17 protein-coding genes are annotated in these 21,313 nt (G+C 67.1%); 9 read left to right on the top strand and 8 right to left on the bottom strand.

Annotated features, from left to right (window positions below; genetic code table 11):
* Window positions 1-40: 40 nt before the first annotated feature.
* Window positions 41-2,236, top strand: coding sequence for an acyl-CoA dehydrogenase (locus tag ACFRJ8_RS11560; protein WP_377986300.1), 2,196 nt, complete (start codon window positions 41-43; stop codon window positions 2,234-2,236).
* 75 nt (window positions 2,237-2,311) lie between these two features.
* Here the strand turns inward: ACFRJ8_RS11560 and glgA are convergent, their stop codons facing one another.
* A complete protein-coding gene (gene glgA / locus ACFRJ8_RS11555; protein WP_043423194.1) occupies window positions 2,312-3,517 on the bottom strand; it encodes a glycogen synthase in 1,206 nt (401 codons plus the stop codon).
* Window positions 3,518-3,619: 102 nt separating this feature from the next.
* On the opposite strand from glgA, the gene glgC reads away from it, so the two are divergent.
* The 5 genes from glgC (at window position 3,620) to ACFRJ8_RS11530 (ending at window position 9,013) form a co-directional block, all read left to right on the top strand.
* On the top strand, window positions 3,620-5,035 hold the full coding sequence (gene glgC, locus ACFRJ8_RS11550) for a glucose-1-phosphate adenylyltransferase (protein WP_377986299.1): 1,416 nt from the start codon (window positions 3,620-3,622) through the stop codon (window positions 5,033-5,035).
* Window positions 5,036-5,095: 60 nt separating this feature from the next.
* Window positions 5,096-6,619, top strand: a complete 1,524-nt coding sequence (locus tag ACFRJ8_RS11545; RefSeq protein WP_377986298.1) for an SDR family NAD(P)-dependent oxidoreductase — start codon at window positions 5,096-5,098, stop codon at window positions 6,617-6,619.
* A 123-nt stretch (window positions 6,620-6,742) separates the two neighbouring features.
* The gene (locus tag ACFRJ8_RS11540) at window positions 6,743-7,210 is read left to right on the top strand and encodes a pyridoxamine 5'-phosphate oxidase family protein (RefSeq protein ID WP_377986297.1); all 468 of its coding nucleotides are present in this window, start codon (window positions 6,743-6,745) and stop codon (window positions 7,208-7,210) included.
* 50 nt (window positions 7,211-7,260) lie between these two features.
* Entirely contained in the window at window positions 7,261-7,998 is a 738-nt protein-coding gene (locus ACFRJ8_RS11535) for a VOC family protein (RefSeq protein ID WP_377986296.1), read from the top strand.
* 283 nt (window positions 7,999-8,281) lie between these two features.
* The gene (locus ACFRJ8_RS11530) at window positions 8,282-9,013 is read left to right on the top strand and encodes a response regulator (protein ID WP_377986295.1); all 732 of its coding nucleotides are present in this window, start codon (window positions 8,282-8,284) and stop codon (window positions 9,011-9,013) included.
* Window positions 9,014-9,076: 63 nt separating this feature from the next.
* On the opposite strand, the gene ACFRJ8_RS11525 is transcribed toward ACFRJ8_RS11530, so the two are convergent.
* Window positions 9,077-10,777 (bottom strand): GAF domain-containing protein, encoded by a 1,701-nt coding sequence (locus ACFRJ8_RS11525; protein WP_377986294.1) that lies wholly within the window; start codon window positions 10,775-10,777, stop codon window positions 9,077-9,079.
* Window positions 10,778-10,934: 157 nt separating this feature from the next.
* Between ACFRJ8_RS11525 and ACFRJ8_RS11520 the strand changes: the two genes are divergently transcribed.
* Window positions 10,935-11,432, top strand: a complete 498-nt coding sequence (locus tag ACFRJ8_RS11520; protein WP_377986293.1) for a pyridoxamine 5'-phosphate oxidase family protein — start codon at window positions 10,935-10,937, stop codon at window positions 11,430-11,432.
* Window positions 11,433-11,529: 97 nt separating this feature from the next.
* Here the strand turns inward: ACFRJ8_RS11520 and ACFRJ8_RS11515 are convergent, their stop codons facing one another.
* The 3 genes from ACFRJ8_RS11515 to ACFRJ8_RS11505 are packed head-to-tail and all read right to left on the bottom strand — an operon-like array spanning window position 11,530 to window position 14,892.
* Entirely contained in the window at window positions 11,530-12,381 is an 852-nt protein-coding gene (locus tag ACFRJ8_RS11515) for a transglutaminase N-terminal domain-containing protein (RefSeq protein ID WP_377986292.1), read from the bottom strand.
* Window positions 12,378-13,304 (bottom strand): alpha-E domain-containing protein, encoded by a 927-nt coding sequence (locus ACFRJ8_RS11510; RefSeq protein WP_090577845.1) that lies wholly within the window; start codon window positions 13,302-13,304, stop codon window positions 12,378-12,380. The genes ACFRJ8_RS11515 and ACFRJ8_RS11510 overlap by 4 nt, the downstream gene beginning before the upstream one ends.
* On the bottom strand, window positions 13,297-14,892 hold the full coding sequence (locus tag ACFRJ8_RS11505; protein WP_377986291.1) for a circularly permuted type 2 ATP-grasp protein: 1,596 nt from the start codon (window positions 14,890-14,892) through the stop codon (window positions 13,297-13,299). The genes ACFRJ8_RS11510 and ACFRJ8_RS11505 overlap by 8 nt, the downstream gene beginning before the upstream one ends.
* A gap of 142 nt (window positions 14,893-15,034) precedes the next feature.
* On the opposite strand from ACFRJ8_RS11505, the gene ACFRJ8_RS11500 reads away from it, so the two are divergent.
* Window positions 15,035-16,045, top strand: a complete 1,011-nt coding sequence (locus ACFRJ8_RS11500) for a YeiH family protein (RefSeq protein ID WP_377986290.1) — start codon at window positions 15,035-15,037, stop codon at window positions 16,043-16,045.
* A 34-nt stretch (window positions 16,046-16,079) separates the two neighbouring features.
* Entirely contained in the window at window positions 16,080-18,707 is a 2,628-nt protein-coding gene (pepN, locus tag ACFRJ8_RS11495; protein ID WP_377986289.1) for an aminopeptidase N, read from the top strand.
* 102 nt (window positions 18,708-18,809) lie between these two features.
* Here pepN and ACFRJ8_RS11490 read toward each other — a convergent pair whose 3' ends face one another.
* From ACFRJ8_RS11490 to ACFRJ8_RS11480, 3 genes are all read right to left on the bottom strand, one after another.
* The gene (locus ACFRJ8_RS11490) at window positions 18,810-19,913 is read right to left on the bottom strand and encodes a biotin/lipoate A/B protein ligase family protein (RefSeq protein WP_377986288.1); all 1,104 of its coding nucleotides are present in this window, start codon (window positions 19,911-19,913) and stop codon (window positions 18,810-18,812) included.
* Window positions 19,914-20,058: 145 nt separating this feature from the next.
* Window positions 20,059-20,316 (bottom strand): type B 50S ribosomal protein L31, encoded by a 258-nt coding sequence (locus tag ACFRJ8_RS11485; RefSeq protein ID WP_011691973.1) that lies wholly within the window; start codon window positions 20,314-20,316, stop codon window positions 20,059-20,061.
* Window positions 20,317-20,476: 160 nt separating this feature from the next.
* Window positions 20,477-21,310 (bottom strand): TrmH family RNA methyltransferase, encoded by an 834-nt coding sequence (locus ACFRJ8_RS11480; protein ID WP_377986287.1) that lies wholly within the window; start codon window positions 21,308-21,310, stop codon window positions 20,477-20,479.
* Between the last annotated feature and the right edge of the window lie 3 nt (window positions 21,311-21,313).

Here is a 21,313-nt window from a genome sequence, read left to right as displayed (position 1 = left end):
TTCAGCACGAGAGATTGTCAGAACCACAGAAGGAAACGACATGACTGAACTAGCCGACCGCACTGAACGGGCCGACCGCACGACGGGCAACGTGGCCCGCCGCACCACGACGCCGGCAGCGGCCACACCAGCCGGCCTTTCGGGCGCCCAACCCGGCACCCCTGGGGCGCCCGCCGTCGACGTCGCAGCCCTTGGCGGACAACTGCTTGGCAAATGGGCGGACATCCGGCTGAAGTCCCGGGCACTCGCCGGCCGCCCGGAACTGCACAAGATCGAGGGCCTGACCCACACCGAGCACCGCCGGCGCGCGTTCGAACAGCTCGGGATCCTGGTGGACAACGGCGCTGTACACCGTGCGTTCCCACAGTCCGTGGGCGGCGCGGACGATCACGGCGGGAACGTGGCCGGTTTCCAGGAGCTGGTCATCGCCGACCCGTCGCTGCAGATCAAGGCCGGCGTCCAGTGGGGGCTGTTCGGCTCCGCCGTGAACCACCTCGGCACCGCCGGACACCACGAGAAGTGGCTGCCCGGCATCATGAGCCTGGACATCCCGGGCTGCTTCGCCATGACCGAGACCGGCCACGGGTCCGACGTGGCTAGCATTGCCACCACCGCCACCTACGACCCCGCGGCCGAGGAATTCGTGGTCCACACACCGTTCCGGGCCGCGTGGAAAGACTACATCGGCAACGCCGCCGCCGACGGCCTGGCCGCCGTCGTGTTCGCCCAGCTGGTAACAAAGGGGATCAACCACGGCGTGCACGCGTTCTACATGGACCTCCGGGACCCCGTGACCCAGGAATTCCTGCCGGGCATCGGCGGCGAGGACGACGGCGTCAAGGGCGGCCTGAACGGCATCGACAACGGCCGGCTCCACTTCACGAACGTCCGGATCCCCCGCACCAACCTCTTGAACCGGTACGGCAACGTGGACCCCGAGGGCAACTACACGTCCCCCATCGCCAGCCCGGGCCGGCGCTTCTTCACTATGCTCGGCACGCTGGTCCAGGGCCGGGTCTCCCTCGACGGCGCCGCCGTGACGGCGTCGAAACTGGCGCTGAAAACCGCCATCCAGTACGCCACCGAACGCCGGCAGTTCAATGCCTCATCCCAGACCGATGAGGAAGTCCTGCTGGACTACCAGCGGCACCAGCGCCGGCTCTTCACCCGACTGGCCACCACGTACGCCGCGAGCTTCGCCAGCGAGCAGCTGCTGCAGAAATTCGACGACGTCTTCTCCGGCCGCCACGACACCGACCAGGACCGCCAGGACCTCGAGACCCTGGCCGCGGCACTTAAGCCGCTCAGCACCTGGCACGCACTGGACACCCTGCAGGAATGCCGCGAGGCCTGCGGCGGCGCCGGATTCCTGATTGAGAACCGGTTCGCCTCCCTCCGCGCCGACCTCGACGTGTACGCCACCTTCGAAGGTGACAACACCGTCCTGCTGCAACTGGTCGCGAAGCGCCTGCTGGCCGACTACGCAAAGGAATTCCGCACCGTAAACTTCGGTGTGCTGGCCCGCTACGTCGTGGGCCAGGCCACCGGTGTCGCGATCCACCGCACCGGACTACGCGGCGTCGCCCAGTTCGTGGCGGACACCGGATCCGTGCAGAAGGCGGCCCTGGCGATCAAGGACGAGGCAAGCCAGCGGACCCTGCTGACGGACCGCGTCCAGACCATGGTCGCGGAGGTGGCCACAGCCCTCAAGGGCGCCAACCGGCTCCCGCAGCAGCAGGGCGCCGCCTTGTTCAACGCGCACCAGCACGAACTCATCGAAGCCGCCCAGGCCCACGCGGAGCTCCTGCAGTGGGAGGCCTTTACGGAGGCGCTCGGGAAGGTCACAGACCCGGGCACGCACAAGGTTCTGACGTGGCTGCGTGATCTGTTCGGCTTGTCCCTCATCGAGAAGAACCTGTCCTGGTACCTCATGAACGGCAGGCTCTCGATGCAGCGCGGACGCACCGTGGGCGAATACATCAACCGCCTGCTCGTGAAGATCCGTCCGCACGCCCTCGACCTGGTGGATGCCTTCGGGTACGGGCCGGAGCACCTCCGCGCCGAGATCTCCACCGGCGCGGAGAAGGTCCGCCAGGACGAGGCCCGGGACTACTTCCGCAAGCAGCGGGCCAGCGGCCAGGCTCCCCTGGATGAGAAGATCCTGCTCGCCCGCGCGGCCCACGAGACAAAAACCCACGGAAAACAAGCCCGCGCCACAAAGGCCCCCGGCGCCTGACCCGGCCGAATACGACGACGGCGCCGCCCCCTCAGTCGGGGCGGCGCCGTCGTCGTACTGCCGTTTGGACCCGGGTCAGGAGTCCTTGTTGAGCACCGAGCGGTAAACCTCAAGCGTGGTCTCCGTGATGGATTCCCAGGAGAAGTGTTCCTCGGCCCGGCGCCGGCCGGCTTCACCCATGGCACGCGCCCGGGCAGGATCGGACACCACTTCGATGAGGGCCTCGGCGAAGTCGGTGACGAACTTCTCCGGATCCAGCGGGATGCCGGTGCCGTCCGTGACCTGCTCGATCGGAACAAGCAGTCCGGTCTTGCCGTGCTCAACGACCTCCGGAATACCGCCGGTGGCACTGGCCACCACGGCGGCGCCGCACGCCATTGCCTCCAGGTTGACGATGCCCAGCGGTTCGTAGATGGACGGGCACGCGAATGCGGTCGCGTGGCTGAGCACCTGGATGACTTCGTTGCGGGGCAGCATCCGCTCGATCAGGATCACGCCGCTGCGCTGGCTCTGGAGCTCCTCGATCAGGCGTGCGGTCTCGGCCGCCAGTTCCGGCGTGTCCGCGGCACCGAGGCACAGCACCAGCTGGACGTCGGCGGGAAGCTTGGCGGCCGCCCGCAGCAGGTACGGTACGCCCTTCTGCCGGGTGTTCCGGCCCACAAAAACAACGCTGGGGCGCTCCGGGTCGATTCCGAGCGGACGGATGATGTCATCAGCCTCGTCCCGGTTCCACTGGCTGACATCAATGCCGTTGTGGACCACCTTGACCTTGGCCGGATCAACGTCCGGATAGCTGCGCAGGATGTCCTGGCGCATCCCTTCCGAGACGGCGATGATGGCGGCAGCGGCCTCGTAGGCAGTCTTTTCCACCCACGAGGACACCGCGTAGCCGCCACCGAGCTGCTCGGCCTTCCACGGGCGCAGCGGCTCCAGGCTGTGGGCGCTGAGGACATGCGGGATGCCGTGGAGCAGCGACGCGATGTGTCCGGCCATGTTGGCATACCAGGTGTGGGAGTGGACCAGATCCGCGCCGGCGATATCCGGAACGATCCTCAGGTCCACCCCGAGGGTCTGGATAGCCGCGTTTGCTGAGCCCAGGTCTTCGGGCACGGAATACGACGTGACGGTCGCTCCGTGATACCCGGGCTCGCGGGGCGCGCCGAAGGCACGCACCTGAAGGTCCACGCGTTGGGCCAGCACCCTGCTGAGCTCGGCCACGTGGACCCCGGCGCCGCCGTAGATTTCCGGCGGGAATTCTTTGGTCACAATATCTATTCGCACATGCACCAAGGTAGTCGTTACGGTGGAACTGATCTAGTGTGAAGACGTTCGGGCATGCCGGACTGTATTGGGGAGTAACGAAGGCGTTCAGGAGCGATCACCATGCCGCATCAAAAGAGAGTTTTGGCAATTGTCCTCGCAGGTGGCGAGGGAAACCGGCTCATGCCGTTGACGGCGGACCGGGCCAAGCCTGGTGTCCCGTTTGCCGGAAGCTACCGGCTAATTGACTTTGCCCTTTCAAATCTTGTGAATTCCCGCTATCTGCAAATTGTGGTGTTGACGCAATACAAGTCCCACAGCCTTGACCGGCACATTTCCGAAACGTGGCGTATGTCCACCCAGCTGGGGAACTATGTGGCCTCGGTGCCGGCCCAGCAGCGCGTGGGCAAGAGCTGGTTCCTGGGCAGCGCCAACGCCATCTATCAGTCCCTGAACCTCATTCATGACGCCAATCCCGACATCGTCGTCGTGGTCGGCGCAGACCACGTTTACCGGATGGACTTCTCCCAGATGGTGGCGCAGCATGTCGCCAGCGGGGCGAAAGCCACGGTCGCCGCCGTCCGCCAGCCGCTGCACATGGCGGACCAGTTCGGCGTGATCGAAACAGACGCGGACAACCCGGAGAAGATTGCCGCGTTCGTCGAGAAGCCCTCCTCGACGCCCGGCCTCGCGGCCGACCCCAGCCAGTTCCTGGCCTCGATGGGCAATTACGTGTTCGACGCCGATGCCCTGATCGAAGCCCTGCACGTTGACGCCGAGCGCCTCGACACCAAGCACGACATGGGCGGGGACATCATTCCCTACTTCGTGAACCAGGGCGAGGCCGGCGTCTACGACTTCACCCTCAACGACATCCCCGGCTCCACCGAACGGGACCGCACCTACTGGCGCGACGTCGGCACCATCGATTCGTTCTACGACGCCCACATGGACCTGATCTCCCCCGTTCCGGTCTTCAACCTCTACAACTCCGAGTGGCCGATCTACACCCGCCAGACCATCTCCCCACCGGCCAAGTTTGTCCGCGGCAAGTCCAACACGGTGGGCACGGCACTGGATTCCATCGTGGCCAGCGGCGTCGTCGTCTCCGGCGGCATCGTGGAGGGGTCCGTGGTCTCCAATGACGTCTACATCGGCACCTCAAGCCGGGTCCTGGACTCGGTCCTGATGGACAAGGTCAATGTCGGCGAAGGCGCAGTCATCAAACGGGCCATCATCGACAAGAACGTCAAGATTCCGGCCGGGGCGGCGATCGGACTCGACCCCGAACTGGACCGCTCCCGCGGGTTCAAGGTCACCGACTCCGGGATCACGGTCCTGTCCAAGGGGCAGCTTGTCCCGGAACCCAGCGACGCGGAACGGGCGCTCTCCGCGGCCAACCTGCGCCTGGTGCCCGACGCCGTCCGCACTGCCACGGAAAACTGGCCCGAACTGCGGGAGTCCGTGGACAAGGTCGCCGACGTGCAGGCCGCCGCGGTCGGTGCGGACACACCGGTCAAGCAATCGCCCACGGCATAGGCAGGCGGGGGCCCGGCACCGCGTCAGGCCGGGCTCCCCGCACCCTGTAAAATTAGGGCAATGAGCTCCCCCGATCTGTCCTCCGATCTTCCCTCTGCCGAGTCTGGTCTTGCCGAGCGTGGCCTTGCCGAGTCCGGCTTTGCCGAGCTGACCCCGGAGGAAATCCAGGCTTGCCTGAAGGTCCTGAACACGATCCACGCCTATGATGAGGAGCACCCGGACTACGTTTCCGTGCGCCGCGCCACCGGGAAGATGTTCAAAGCCGTCAAGCGCCACCGGCGGGTCAGCAAACGTGATGAGATCGCCGAAGCGGACCGCGCCGTAATCGCCCAGACGGCGACGGCGGCCCCCGACAGGATCGACGACGAGACGCGCGGCAATAAGCTCGCCACGTCCGCGACCGGGGAGATCGCCGGCCACCTCCTCAGGTCCCGGCCGTGCTACATCTGCAAGCAGCATTACACCCAGGTGGACGCCTTCTATCACCAGCTGTGCCCCGAGTGCGCCATGTTCAGCCACAGCAAGCGCGACGCCCGCACCGACCTGACCGGCCGCAGGGCCCTGCTGACCGGCGGCCGGGCGAAGATCGGCATGTACATCGCGCTCCGGCTCCTCCGGGACGGTGCGCACACCACCATCACCACCCGGTTCCCCAAGGACGCCGCCCGCCGCTTCGCCGCCATGGAGGACAGCGCCGACTGGCTGCACCGGCTCCGGATCGTCGGCATCGACCTCCGCGACCCGTCCCAGGTGATGGCCCTGACGGATTCCCTCGATGCCGCGGGACCGCTGGACATCATCATCAATAACGCGGCCCAGACCGTGCGGCGCTCCGGCAACGCCTACAAGCCCCTCGTCGACGCCGAGGATGAGCCGCTGCCGGCCGCCCTCCAGGCTGCCAACGGCGGCCCGGAGCTCGTCACCTTCGGCCACGCTCACGACAAACACCCCCTTGCCCTCGCCAGCAGCGTGCTGGATCATCCCGTACTGGCCGGGGACGCAATCACTTCTCTGGCCCTCTCCACGGGTTCCGCGTCGCTGGAACGCATTGCCTCCGGCACCGCGATCGACGCCGGCGGGCTGGTTCCGGACCTCGCCACGATCAACAGCTGGACCCAGGTGCTGGACGAAGTGGATCCGCTGGAAATGCTCGAAGTTCAGCTGTGCAACGTAACGGCGCCGTTCCTACTCGTCAGCCGGCTGCGCGGCGCCATGAAGCGCTCCACCGCGCGGCGGAAGTACATCGTCAATGTCAGCGCCATGGAAGGCCAGTTCTCCCGCGCCTACAAGGGCCCCGGGCACCCACACACGAACATGGCCAAGGCCGCGCTGAACATGATGACCCGGACCAGCGCCCAGGAAATGCTCGACGCCGACGGCATCCTCATGACGGCCGTGGACACCGGCTGGATCACGGATGAGCGGCCACACTACACCAAAGTCCGGCTCATGGAAGAGGGATTCCACGCGCCCCTGGACCTGGTTGACGGCGCTGCCCGCGTGTACGACCCCATCGTGATGGGCGAGTCCGGCGAGGACCAGTACGGCGTCTTCCTGAAGGACTACAAGCCCAGTCCTTGGTGACAGGCGGCCCACGGGGCGCGGGGGCGTCAATAATGTGTGCGCTGAGCTGCGCGCCGCGTCGAGGCGCGCTGCGGGCCTTATGGCCCTGATCGGGGTCCGGGCCGGTACGTAACGTGGCTCCCTATGGACACCACCACGCCCCCGCCGGACTACTCGCTGACCATGGACCAGTGCTGGGAGCTGCTCGATGCCGAAATCGTGGGTCGCATAGCGCTGATCGTGGACAGCCATCCGGAGATCTTCCCGGTGAACTTCGTGCTGGAGCGGCGGACGATTGTCTTCCGCACTTCCGGTGGCACGAAACTGTGGGGCGCCATCACGGGCAAGCCGGTGGCCTTCGAGATCGACGGCTACGACGCCCCTGACGAGTCCGCCTGGAGCGTGATGGCGCGCGGCGAAGCCGAACTGATCGAGAACCAGGCGGACAAGGACGCGGCGGACGCCCTGCTCTTGGAACCGTGGCATCCCGGAGACAAGCCGTACTACGTGCGGGTGGCTCCCAAGGCGCTGACCGGACGACGATTCAAGGTCAAACGGCCCGATGTGTGGACCACCCGCCCCTCGGACCAACGACGCGCCTCCTTTGAATAGTCGGGCGTTCCCCCCCAGATCGAGCATCAGCTGCGGTAGGGTCAGGCGGTATGGCGTTGCGACTTGTTCAGGTGAATTTCAAGGCTCGAGAAGACACAGCGCTCGGCCGGTTTTGGGCGGAGGCGCTCGGCTGGGGTGTTTCCAGCGAGGGGCCCGGTGTAACCAATGTTGAACCGGTGGGCTTCGTCTGGCCGGACCCCGTCGCAGTTTGCGTCGATGTCGTCACCGTCCCGGACCCCGAGACGGTGCGGTACCGCGCGCACCTCGATCTTGCCACCACTTCTGCGGCCCATCAGGCGGAGCTGGTGGAGCACCTGTTGAAGCTCGGTGCGACGCCCGCTGACGTGGGCCAAGGTGATGTGCCGTGGACGGCTCTGGCCGACCCGGAGGGCAACCTGTTCCGCGTGCTCGAGCCGCGGCCGATCTACCGGGACACTGGGCCGATCGCCGCCGTCGTGGTCAGCTGTGCGGATCCGCGGGCCATGGCACGGTTCTGGAGCGAGGCGACGGACTGGACCCTGCACGAAGTGACCGACGACCATGCCAGGCTGCGTTCGGCCAAGGGCGTCGGGCCTTATCTGGAGTTCCTGCGCACGCCCGCCTTGAAGGCCGTATGTGGCCGTGTCCATCTCGACCTGATGCCGTACCCCGGTGATGATCAAGCGGCAGAGGTGACCCGGCTGCGGGCTCTGGGCGCCACTGCCGCCGACGTCGGGCAAGGCGATGTGCCGTGGGTGTGCCTCGCCGACTCGGAGGGCAATGAGTTCTGCGTCCTCACCCCGGGCTGACGCAGAGCCTCTGCTCCTACACCGCGTTCGGGCAGGGAGCCCGGCGTCAGTCGACTTCAGGCGAGTGGACCAAGCCCGAGGTCCATCAGCGGCCAGTGCAGCGGCCGGAGCCGGCCCGCTGGGCATAATGACCCTTGTCCGTGGCGCCGCAGTGCAGAAGAATGGCAGAGGCTGGGGTAAGTCAGTGAACCACAGAATTTAATGAAGCACAGAATTTAATCAACCACAGAGTTTAGAGAACACAGATTCGAGCGGTCCTGAAAAGCGGCCGGACGGGAGAACCATGATTGCCTGGGCAGACGCAGGTCTCACTGCCGCCGATGGCGCGCAGGCGGTGATCCGCGTCTTTATCCTTGATGACCACGAACTTGTCAGACGCGGGCTCCAGGAACTCCTCGAGGGTGAGGGCTTCGTGGTGGTCGGCAGTTCCGGATCCGCGGTGGAAGCGACCCGACGCATTCCCGCACTGCACCCCGATGTCTGTGTGCTGGACGCGCGCCTGCCGGACGGGACTGGCATTGAGGTCTGCCGGGACGTGCGGTCGGTGGACCCGTCCTTGAACTGCATCATCCTGACGAGCTTCGACGACGAGCAGGCCCTGCGCGGTGCCGTCCTGGCCGGTGCCCGGGGATATGTGCTGAAGGAGATCGGCGGCACGGACCTGATCGGCGCGCTGCGGCGGGCAGCGGCGGGCGAGACCCTCTTCGAGGAAGGCGTCGCCGCCGGCATCGTGGACAGCCTGGTGGAGGCAGAGGAGGTTGACCCGCGCACCTCATCCCTCACGCCACAGGAACGCAAGGTCTTGGAGCTGGTGGGCGGCGGACTGACCAATCGGCAGATTGCCGCCGAAATGTTCCTGGCGGAGAAGACCGTCAAGAACTACGTTTCCTCGCTGCTGGCCAAACTCGGATTCGAACGCCGCACCCAGGCTGCTGTCTTCATCGCCAGTCCGGCGTTTCCCGTGGCCTCCGGCGCCAACGCCGGCGACGGAACCCGGCCGCACAGCGTCCGGTAGCGTCCGGGCTCAGAATAGCCTCCGTCGGCACAGCCTCCGTCGGCGTCGGCTAGAGGGGCACGGCTAGAGGGGCACGGACCATTCCAGGCTGGTACCGGAGTCGGGCGCGCTCGTGATGATGCATTCGCCGTCGAGCATGCGCGCCCGGTCCTCGAGATTGCTCAGCCCGTTGCGTTTTCCGGGTTGGGCGAAACCGGCGCCGTTGTCGCTGATCACCACGGTCACCCGGCCCTTGACCACCGCCACCGAAACCGAGATGGTATCCGCCCCGGAGTGCCGGATGGCGTTGCTGAGCCCTTCGGAAACCACAGCCACGACGTTGTCGGCCTTGTCCGGCGTCACGGCATCCACGGGTCCTGTGATGGTCAGGCGCGGCGCGAAGGGCATGGATTTCGCCGAACTTCTTGTGACCCGACGGATCCGTCCGCTGAGCAATTCGGCATCGGCGACATTGCTCTTCAGCGAGTAGATCGTGTCGCGCAGGCTGCGGATCGCCTCGTCGAGTTCACCTGTGATGATGTGGATGCGCTCCCACGCCAGGTCATCCTTGGTGAACCTGGTCAGGCTCTGCACACTCAGCCCGGCCGCGAACAGCCGCTGGATGACGAGGTCGTGCAGGTCCCGGGCGATCCTGTCGCGGTCCGTGAAAACCAGGAGCTCCTCGCGGAGCCGGTGCACCCGGGAAAGTTCCAAGGCGAGGGCCACGTGGGAGCCGAAAACGGCCCCCATCTCCATGTCGGTCCGGGTGTAGCGGACCGAATTCTTGTTCCGTGCCAGCAACAGGAGGCCATGGTGGGCGCCCTGCGTGCTCAGTGCCACTGCCAGCAGCGGCCCGGTTACGCCGGCGTCGACCTCCCCGACCACTTCGGACGCGTCGTCGAAAAGCACCGGCTCACCGCCTTCGAGGACACTTTCAAGGAGCCCTGATTCCAGGTGCAATGACCTCCCGGAGAACGCCGTGCCCCGCTCCCCGGCAACGCCGATGACGACGTGCGCGACGCCGTTGGCGGCGGGGGCCACCAGCAGGGCGAGATCGGATGCGGACTCTTGGAGCGCGCGGCCGGCAATCGGGTCCAGGCCGCCCGAGGTGTAGTCGCGGTCCGTGCTCAGCATCAGCCCGGAGACGTCCATGCAAGCTTCCAGCCAGCGGGCCCTGCGGCGGGCGTCGTCATAAAGCCGGGCATTCTCAATGGCCACACCGGCGGCGGCGGCCAACGCGACGGCCAACGCCTCGTCCTCGGCGGTAAAGTCGTCCCCGCCTTCTTTTTCCGTGAGGTAGAGGTTCCCGAAGGCCACTTCCCGGACCCGGACCGGAACCCCCAGGAAGGACTTCATGGGAGGGTGGTGTGCCGGGAACCCGTAGGCTTCAGGGTGCTTGCTCAGATCATGTAGCCGAACCGGCCGGGGGTCTGTAATCAGGAGGCCGAGGACGCCGTGGCCGGTCGGCAGCGGACCGATCTGCCGCGCCAGTTCGCCGTCGATCCCGACAGTGATGAAGTGGCTCAGCGCGTGGTCATCACCAATGACTCCCAGGGCACCAAAGCGTGCATGCAACAGCCGGCAGGCAGATTCGACCACGCGTTCCAGGACAGCATCCAGGCTCAAGTCCTCGGCCAGGGCGACGACCGCTTCCAGCAGGCCCGCCATGCGTTCCTTGGATTGAAGCAGCTCTTCTGCCCGGGCCCCGAACCCCTTCAGCAGTTCCTCAACCACGGGATTTGGCTCGGATACAGCATGGCCTGAACCTTCACCCGTTGAATGCATGTCATTGCCCCCACTCGCTCCGGCCCGCGTCCACGCTGACGGTCCTATGCCAGAATACAGCGAACCACTTAGGAAAGCCTCAGAATTCGCAGTTTTTAACCCGCGGCTGGGACCATTTGCCCTAGCCGCCCTCAGCCCGGCGGCGTACCCTCGCCGGATGAGTACTGATTCGAGCCCGGGCAGCCACGAGCCAAGGGACCAGGCCCACACGGTGGAAAACCTGGACCACCACGAATGCTGGCAGCTATTGCGCAGCGTCTCGGTCGGCCGTCTGGCGGTCTGGGTGAACGATCACCCCGACATCTTCCCCATCAACTACAAAGTGGACCACGGCACGCTGGTCTTCCGGACCGCCGAGGGCACCAAGCTGCAGGCGGCCACGGGCGACACGCCGGTGGCGCTGGAGTCCGATGGCGTGGACGCGAACACCGGAGTCGCCTGGAGCGTCGTCGTCAAGGGCCAGGCCGCGCCGGTGCAGAACCCCCAGGAAGTCATGGACACGGTGGGCCTGTTGCTGTTCCCGTGGCAGGCCGGACAAAAGGAACACTTTGTCCGGATCACGCCGGACGCCGTCACCGGCCGGCGCTTCAAAGTGGTGCCGCCGCAGACGTGGTGGACGCCCCTCGACGACTCCACCCGCTCCGGCCTCGAATAAACAAGCCCCAAAACACAGCTTGCGCTATCAGATCGGGCTGCTCTGAGGGCCTCAGAACAGCCCGATCTGACAGGGCAACGTCGTGTGGAGCGGCGGTTTAGGCCAGGCGGGTGATCTCCACGCTGACGGTGAGCGCCGATCCGCCGCCGCCGGACAAGATGCCCTTGAGCGGCGGCACGTCGCGGTAGTCACGGCCCCGGGCCACCGTGACGTGGAAGTCCCCCGCCGGCTTGTGGTTGGTCGGGTCCCAGCTACGCCAATCGCCGTCCCACCACTCGAGCCACGCATGGGATTGGCCGGCAACCGTCTCTCCGAGGTCCGCCGTCGAACGGGGGTGCAGGTAGCCGGAAACGTAGCGGGCCGGGATGCCGCAGCTGCGCAGCGAGCCGATGGCGAGGTGTGCCAGGTCCTGGCAGACGCCCTGGCGCTGGTTCCAGGCCTGCTCGGCGTTGGTGGTGACGCCGGTGGAGCCCAACATGTAAGTCATTTCGCCCCGCATCCAGGCAAAGACCGCCATGGCCGCCTCGTGGGGCGTTTTTCCCTCCACAACCCCGGGAATGATGGCGAGCACCTCGGAGCCGGGCCTGGTCAGCTGGGACTGCGGAATCCAGTCACTGAACTGGTTGAGCGTCTCAGGGGCGGCCAGGACGTCCCACCCGACGATGTCGGCTTCGGTAGCGATCTTCTCGACCCGATGCACCTCAACGGTGGTGGTGGACAGGACTTCGAGGTGCTCGTGCGGCATCTGCATGTCGAAGGCCGTCACCCGCGTGCCCCAGTAGTCGCGGTAGCTGCTCATGGCCGCCTGCGAGGGCGAGACCTTCATGGAGGACTCCAGGACCACCTGCTGCGGGTCCGTCAGCGGGGTCATCCGGGCCTCGTTGTAGGACAGGGTGACGCGCTTGTTGTACTTGTAGGCCGTCTTGTGGACGATGTTTAGCCGGGTCATGAAACTTCTCCCACCCAGGCCAGCTCGTCTGCCTGATTGAAGTACTTACGGGAAATGGCGTCCGAGGCCTGCGATACCGCCTTTTGCACACGCTCCATGTGCTCCGGCAGCTCCGACATCAGGTCATCGGTGCGGTGGAACTCCAGGAAGGTGCGGGCCTGGCCGACAATCCGGCGGGCGTCGTTGATGAAGCCGACGCGCTGGGCCGAAGGGTCGAGCTTCGCCAGGCACTCGTCGGCGTCGCGCAGGGCATAGACGATGGACCGCGGGAACAGCCGGTCCAGGAGCAGGAATTCGGCCGCGTGCTGGTCCCCGAACGCCGCCCGGCGGGTCCGCAGGAAGGATTCGTACGCGCCGGCGCAGCGCAGCATGTTCACCCAGGACATGCCGGCCGAGAGGACATCACGGGTGGAGAGCATGCGCGCGGTCATGTCGGCCCGCTCCAGGGACCGGCCCAGGACCAGGAACTGCCAGCTCTCATCGTGGCTGACGGTGGTGTCGGCCAGGCCGCTGACCATTGCGGTGCGCTCCAGGACCCAGTTGCAGAAACGGTAGGTGCCCACCACGTCCTTGCGGTGCTGGTTCAGCCCGTAGTAGGTCGTGTTCAGGCTCTCCCAGAGTCCGGAGGAAACGGTCTCGCGGGCGCGGCGGGCGTTTTCCCGGGCCGCGCCGAGGGAGCCGGCAATGGACGTAGCGCTCTGCTTGTCATAGGCAAGGGCGTTGAGCAGTTCGGGCAGGCCGAAATCCTCATTCTGTGCACGGGCACCCATGACGGCGAGGAGTTCCTGCGCGACGCTGCGCTGTTCCTCCATGGGCAGATGGTTGAGCCGCTCGAGGTGGACGTCGAGGATCCTCGCGGTGCCGTCGGCCCGTTCCACGTAGCGGCCGATCCAAAACAGTGACTCGGCAATACGGCTAAGCATTCGCGGTTACCTCCTGCGCGTCAGAAATCTGCTGTTGCTGCTGCTCTTTTTGGCTGTCGCGCCAGTTGCTCTCGACCGGCCAGACTGAAACCCGTTCGCGGACGGCGATCGTGGGCCGCGGGATCACTTCGACGGGAACCTGCGGGGAATCGGCCAGGACCCAGGTGTCCTTCGAGCCGCCGCCCTGGCTGGAATTGACGATCAGCGAGCCCTCCTTGAGCGCGACCCGGGTCAGGCCGCCGGGGAGAACCCAGACGTCCTCGCCGTCGTTGACGGCGAACGGGCGCAGGTCCACGTGCCGTGGGCCGAACTTGTCGCCGCTGAGCGTGGGCACGGTGGACAGCTGCAGCACCGGCTGGGCGATCCAGCCGCGGGGATCGGCGATGATCCGCTTGCGCAGGGCATCGAGTTCGTCCCTCGACGCGTCCGGGCCGATCACCAGGCCCTTGCCGCCCGAGCCGTCCACGGGCTTGACCACGAGCTCGTCCAGGCGGTCCAGGACGTGCTCGCGGGCCTCATTCTCTTCCAGCCGGAACGTGTCCACGTTGGCGATCATGGGCTCTTCGTTCAGGTAATACCGGATGAGGTCAGGCACGTAGCTGTAGACCAGCTTGTCATCGGCGACGCCGTTGCCCACGGCGTTGGCGATCGTGACGCCGCCGGCGCGGGCAGCGTTGACCAGGCCGGGGCAGCCGAGCATGGAGTCGGCGCGGAACTGCAGCGGGTCCAGGAATTCATCGTCGATGCGTTTGTAGATGACGTCCACGCGCTGCTCGCCGGCCGTGGTGCGCATGTAGACCCGGTTGCCGCGGCAGATGAGGTCGCGGCCCTCGACGAGTTCGACGCCCATCAGGCCGGCGAGCAGCGTGTGCTCGAAGTAGGCGCTGTTGAACACGCCGGGGGTCAGGACCACCACGGTGGGATCGTCGACGCCGGACGGCGCCGTCTTCCGCAGGGCCGACAGGAGCCGGCGGGGGTACTCCTCGACCGGGCGGATGAGCTGCTGCCCGAACGCCTCGGGCAGGCCCTTGGCCATGGCCCGGCGGTTTTCGAGGACGTAGCTGACGCCTGAGGGCACGCGGACGTTGTCCTCCAGGACGCGGAACGTGCCCGCGGCGTCGCGGACGACGTCGATTCCGGAAATGTGGACGCGGACCCCACCGGCCGGCTCAAAGCCGTGCACCTGGCGGTGGAAGTGCGCGCTCGTGGTGACGAGCTGGCGCGGGATCACGCCGTCGGACACCACCGTCATCTTGTCGTAGACGTCATTGAGGAAGGCTTCCAGGGCACGGACGCGCTGGGCCACACCGCGCTCCAGGACGCTCCACTCATCGGCCGGGATCACCCGGGGGACGATGTCCAGCGGGAAGGGCCGCTCCTCCCCCGCGAAGTCGAACGTCACGCCGCGATCCAGGAAGGTCCGCGCCATGGAATCGGCGCGTGCGCTGACGTCAGCCAACGACAGTTCACGCAGGGCCAAGGCCACCTGCCCGTACGATTTCCGGGCCTGCTGGCCGGGGGCAAACATCTCGTCGTAGGCGCCGCTTCGGCCGGCAGCGGCGGAGTAATCCTGGAATAGGTCAGACATGGTCACTAGCCAACCACCTTTTCGTTACGAAATCATTTCGACAGCCCGCGGCACGGCGCTCAGGGCGGGCCGCGCAGTCCGGGGCCGACTGCCGGGATGGCCGCGGTTAAGGATTTCCGGCCGGGTACGGCAATGTAGGGGCGTGCCCCCCAAGAATTCCGCAGCCGCGGCCGCTCCCGGCCTGATCGGCGCCGCCGTTGCCGTTGCTGCTGCCGTCGCCGTCCATCTGTTGCTCCCGGCGCTGCCGGCGATGACCCTGGCCGTGCTCCTCGGGCTCCTGGCGGCAAACCTGCCGGGCGTGGCCGGGTGGACCGCAGGGCCGGCGCGTCCCGGTCTCGACTTCGCCGGCAAGCACCTCATGCGGGCCGGGATCGTCGTGCTCGGCCTGAAGGTCAGCCTCGGCGATGTGCTGGGCCTGGGCTGGGCGGCGCTGCTGCTCGTGACGGCCGTGGTGCTGGCCGCCTTCGCCGGCACCTACGGCATCAGCAGGCTCTTCCGGCTTCCTCCCCGCGTAGCGCTGCTGGTGGCCACCGGATTCGCCATCTGCGGGGCCTCCGCGATCGGGGCGATGGCCGCCGTGCGCAGAATCCGGCAGGAGGAAACCGTGCTGCCGGTGGCGCTCGTGACCCTGTGCGGAACGCTGGCGATCGGGGTGCTGCCCCTGCTCGCGCGGCCGCTGGGCCTGGGCCCGGAGCTCTTCGGGGCGTGGACCGGCGCCTCGGTGCACGACGTCGGGCAGGTGGTCGCCACCGCCCAGGCCGCGGGCGGCACGGCCCTGGCCGTCGCCGTCGTCGTCAAACTCACCCGGGTGATCCTGTTGGCGCCGATGGTCGCCGCCGCAGGGTTCCACCATCGGCTGGGCACCGCAGCCGACGGCGCCAGGCGACCGCCGGTGATCCCGCTGTTCGTCATCGGATTCGTGGCGCTGGCGGCCCTGCGCACCACCGGGTGGCTCTCCCCCGCAATCCTCGACGCGGCCGCCGCCCTCCAGGACGCGCTGCTGGGCATGGCGTTGTTCGGACTGGGCTCCGCCGTCCGCGTGGGCCAGCTGCTGCACACCGGTGCACGCGCGCTGCTGGCCGCCCTGGTGTCCTGGCTGCTGATCGCCCTGCTGGGCCTGGCCGCCGCCTTCCTGATGTTCCCGCCGGCGTGATCCCGCGCACACGCTCCCGTGATTAGATAGCTGGGTGTCAAACCAGAACCTGCGCCGCGACGAGGCCGCGGCCCGTGCCGCCCTCATCACCACACACAGCTACGACGTCTCCCTCGATGTCCGGCTGGCCGCCGACCCGAACATCGCCGGCTACACAAGCCGCAGCGTCATCTCCTTCTCGGCCAGCGAACCCGGGGCATCGACCTTTGTGGATTTCATCGCGGACAGCGTGCACAGCGTCTTCCTCAACGGCAAGGGCCTTCCAGTGGCCGACGTCGTGGACGGCTCCCGGATCCGGCTCGAGAACCTGGAGCCGGAGAACCAGGTCACTATCACGGGCACAGCGCTCTACAGCACGTCCGGTGAGGGCATGCACCGCTTCGTAGATCCCGCGGACGGGCAGTGCTACCTCTACACGCAGTACGAACCCGCCGACGCCCGCCGGGTGTTCGCGAACTTCGAGCAACCCGACCTGAAGGCCGAGTTCACGTTCCACGTCATGGCCCCCTCCGACTGGCAGGTGTCCTCCAACGGCGCCGAGGTGCTGCGCACCCAGCTGACGTCCGATCCCGCCACGAGCCGCTGGGACTTCGCCCCCACTCAGGCGATGTCCACCTACATCACCACCGTCCTGGCCGGACCGTACTTCAAGGCCGAGGACGCCTGGAGCGGCACGCTGGGCGACGGCACGGTCCTGGACGTGCCGCTGGCGCTCTACTGCCGCGCCTCCATGGCCGCGTCCTTCGACGCCGACGCGCTGTTCAGCCTCACCAAGAACGGGCTGGCCTACTTCAACGAGCTCTTCGATTTCCCCTACCCGTGGGGCAAATACGAGCAGGCTTTCGTACCCGAATACAACCTCGGCGCCATGGAAAACCCGGGCCTGGTGACCTTCACCGAAAGCTACGTCTTCACCTCCCGGGCCGCCGATTCGCAATACCAGGCCCGTGCCAACACGCTCCTGCATGAGATGGCGCACATGTGGTTTGGCGATCTCGTCACCATGAAGTGGTGGGATGATTTGTGGCTCAAGGAATCCTTCGCCGACTACATGGGCACCCTCGGCGTGGACCGGACCACGGACTGGGACACGGCCTGGGTGAACTTCGCCAACAACCGCAAGGCATGGGCCTACGTCCAGGACCAGCTGCCCACCACGCACCCCATCGTTGCCGACATCCCGGACCTGGAAGCCGCGAAGCAGAACTTCGACGGCATCACCTACGCCAAGGGCGCCTCGGTGCTCAAGCAGCTCGTGGCCTACGTCGGGTTCGAGGCCTTCATTGCCGGTTCCCGCCAGTACTTCCGGGACCACGCGTACGGCAACACCACCCTCGCCGAGCTCCTGGCGGCACTCAGCGCGGCATCCGGCCGCGACCTCGGCGAATGGGCCCGCCAATGGCTCCAGACCTCCGGCATCTCTACCCTCTCCTGTGAAATCACCGGGCACGGGGACGCGCTCGGCGCCGTCGCTGTCCTGCAGGACGCCGTGGATCCCACCACCGGCAGGCAGGAGCCCCGGCCGCACCGGCTGCGGATTGGCCTCTACGACTTCGACGACGCCGGCGCACTGGTCCGCACGAACAGCGTCGAGACCGATGTCAGCGGCGCCCGGACCGACGTGACCGACCTCTCCGGCACACCACGGCCTGCCCTGCTGCTGATCAACGACGACGACCTCAGCTACGCCAAAGTCCGGCTCGACCCGCACTCCGAGGCCACAGTGCGCGGATCCCTGGACAAGCTCAAGGACCCCATGGCGCGGGCGCTGTGCTGGACGGCGCTATGGGACTCGGCCCGCGATGCTGTGACACCGGCTTCCCGCTACGTCGACGCCGTCCAGCGCTTCGGCCCCGCCGAAACGGGCATCGGCGTCCTGCTCAACGTGCTGGGCAACGCCTCGACGGCGGTCGAACGCTATGTCCCCCGGGGCCAGCGGGACGCCGTGCGCCGCGGTTTCCTGACCACGGCCGCCGAACAGCTGCAGGCTGCGGCGCCGGGCTCCGACCAGCAGCTGGCCTGGGCCCGAACCCTGGCTGCAACCAGCCGCTACGACGCCAGCCGCCTGGACCTGCTCCGGGGCATCCTGGACGGCAGCACCGTGATCGATGGCCTTGCCGTGGACGCCGAACTGCGCTGGAATCTCTGGCACGGCCTGGCAGCCAACGGCCAGGCCACACCGGAGCAGCTGGACCAGGAGCTCGCCCGGGACAACACGGCCGCCGGCAAGTCCGGGCATGCCACGGCCCTGGCCGCCCGCCCCGAGGCGTCCGTCAAGGCCGCAGCGTGGGAGGCCGCCGTCCACGGCACGGGGCTGTCCAACCAGCTCCTGAGCGCCACCATCGCCGGGTTCAACACCGGTTCGGCCTCGCTGCTGGCCGGGTTCATCGACCCGTACTTCGAATCGCTCGAGCAGGTCTGGGCGGGCCGGAGCATCGAGATCGCCAGCCGGATTGTCCGCGGCTTCTATCCCGCGGGACAGGACCTGGACGGCCACGGCGGAACACCCGAGACCAACGCCGTGATTGTCCGCACCGACCACTGGCTGGCCGACCACCCCGACGCGCCCCGCGCCCTGCGCCGGATCATCATCGAACAGCGCAGCCACCTGCACCGAGCCCTCAAGGCCCAGGCGCTGACGGCACCGGCCCTCTCCGCGTAAGCCGCCTGAGCTTAAGCCGCCTGAGCATAAGCGTCCTGAGCTTAAGCGGCCGGGTGCCCGGCGCCGGCCGCCTGGGACAGGCTGTTAGAAGAACGTGGACCGTTAGGGAACCCGGTGCAGCCACTCCGCTGTGCCGAACTTGGACTCCACCCGGCGCCGGGCGGCCTCAAGCTCGGCGTCGGTGAGGACTGACGGCGTCGCGCCGTAGCGTTCAGCGAAGACGTCCATCATGGCTGCGACGATCTCGGCCCGGGCCATGCCGGTCTGGCGCCGGAGCGGATCGACGCGTTTCTTGGCGCTCGTGGTGCCCTTGTCGGACAGTTTCTCCTTGCCGATGCGCAGCACCTCGACCATCTTCTCGGCGTCGATGTCATAGCTCATGGTCACGTGGTGGAGCATCCCCCCGTTGGCGAGCCGCTTCTGCGCCGCCCCGCCGATCTTGCCGTGTTCCGTGGCGATGTCATTGAGCGGCACGTAGAAGGCGCTGATGCCGACCTTTTCCAGGGCCGCCATCACCCAGGCGTCCAGGAAGCGGTAAGAGTCCGCGAAGCTGATGCCGTCCACGAGCGTCTGCGGCAGGTAGAGCGAGTAGGTGATGCAGTTCCCGGCCTCCATGAACATCGCTCCCCCGCCGCTGATCCGCCGGACCACGCTGATGCCGTGCCGGGCCACCCCCTCGGGGTGGAGTTCGTTGCGGACGGACTGGAAGCTGCCGATCACCACGGACGGCTCCTCCCAGTCCCAGAACCGCAGGGTGGGATTGCGCCGGCCGGCGCCGACTTCCTCGGTCAGGACCTCATCCAGGGCGACGTTGACGTGGGTGGGCAGGACGGACGGGGCGATGATGTTCCAGTGGTGGTCCGCCCAGCCGGTCGCTTTCGCAAGGGCGCGGCGGACGGTGACCGCGACGGCATCGGCGGAAAAACCGAACAGCACGGTGCCTTCGGGCAGGGCCGCCGTCACAGCGTCCGCGATGTCGGCGGCGCTGGTATCGACGGGCAGCCCGGTGAGGGCCCGGTTGATCTCCGGCAGCGCCTCGTCCGGTTCCAGGAAGAAGTCCCCGCTCAGCGAGACGTTGGCGAGTACGCCGTCCACGACGTCGAAATCGGCAACCACGAGTTTGCCACCCGGGACCTTGTACTCGCCGTGGTGACGGCCGCCGTCGTCGTCAGTGCTGGGAGCGATGGCCACGGGATGGGATGTCATGACATCCATCCTGCCCCATGCATTCGGGAACCCGCGAACCCCGGAACCCCGGAAACCGGAGTCACCTAACCGGGACGGCGGCAGAGATGCAAAAAGCCCGCACCGTTGCCGGTGCGGGCTTTCGATCAGACCTTGGGGAAGAAAATTACTTCTTGCCGCCGAAGCCCTTGAAGCGAGCGTTGAAGCGCTCGACGCGGCCTGCGGAGTCCATGATGCGCTGCTTGCCCGTGTAGAACGGGTGCGACTCCGAGGAGATTTCGACGTCGATGACCGGGTAGGTGTTGCCGTCTTCCCACTCGATGGTCTTCTTGGAAGACACGGTGGACTTGGTCAGGAACTTGACGCCGGAAGCCAGGTCGTTGAAAACAACAGCTTCGTACTTCGGGTGAGTATTAGACTTCATAATTGGACCTTTGTTCGCACAACTGGATTTTGCCAGTTGCCAGGTATGAATGGGATGGCCGGCGGAAATCACCGGACGGCCAGCTATCAATCATAGCCGATAGCCGGACCACTGACGAACACCATTGGCGCACGTCAGCGCGGCGAAGCCGTGGTTCGCCCTAGTCCTGGTCCTGGTCCTGGTCCTGGTCCTTGGGCCGGAGTTCCCAGAACGCCACCGCCGACGCCGCGGCGACGTTGAGCGAATCGACGCCCGGACGCATCGGGATCTTCACGGCGAGGTCGACGGCGGCCAGGGTCCCTGCGCTCATGCCCGCGCCTTCCGTGCCGAGCACCAGGGCCAGCCGCTCCGGGCGGCGGGCCGCGAGCACGTCGAGGTCCACCGCGTCATCCGTGAGCTCCATGGCCGCCACGGTGAAGCCCTGTTCCTGAAGCGCGGCCAGGCCGCCGGCCCAGTCGTCCAGCCGGGCCCACGGCACCTGGAACACGGTCCCCATGCTGACCCGCACGCTGCGGCGGTAGAGCGGATCCCCGCAGCGCGGCGAGACCAGGACGGCGTCCACGCCCAGGGCCGCGGCCGAGCGGAAGATGGCACCGACGTTCGTGTGGTCCACGATGTCCTCCAGCACGGCAACCCGGCGGGCGCCGGAGAGCAGATCCGCCAGCGGCACGGGGGCGGGCCGGTGCATGGCGGCCATGGCGCCGCGGTGCAGGTGGAAGCCGGTGATTTCCTCCAGCAGCGCCGCGGAGCCGACATACGCCGGGACGTCCGGGTACCGCTCAAAGACATCCGCCAGGTCCTCGGCCCACTTCTCGGCAAGGAAGAAGGACCGCGGCCGGTGCCCCGCGGCCAGCGCCCGGCGCAGGACACGGGAGGATTCGGCGATGTACAGGCCCTCAGCGGGTTCCCGGACCTTGCGCAGGAGCACGTCAGTGAGCTGCGTGTAGTCGGAGACGCGCGGGTCGTCGGCGGATTCGAGGTAGTGAAAGGTCACGGG

This window comes from Arthrobacter sp. NPDC056886, from assembly GCF_042788715.1.
Classification (GTDB): Bacteria; Actinomycetota; Actinomycetes; order Actinomycetales; family Micrococcaceae; genus Arthrobacter.
This window is presented reverse-complemented; position numbering and strand designations above follow the sequence as displayed.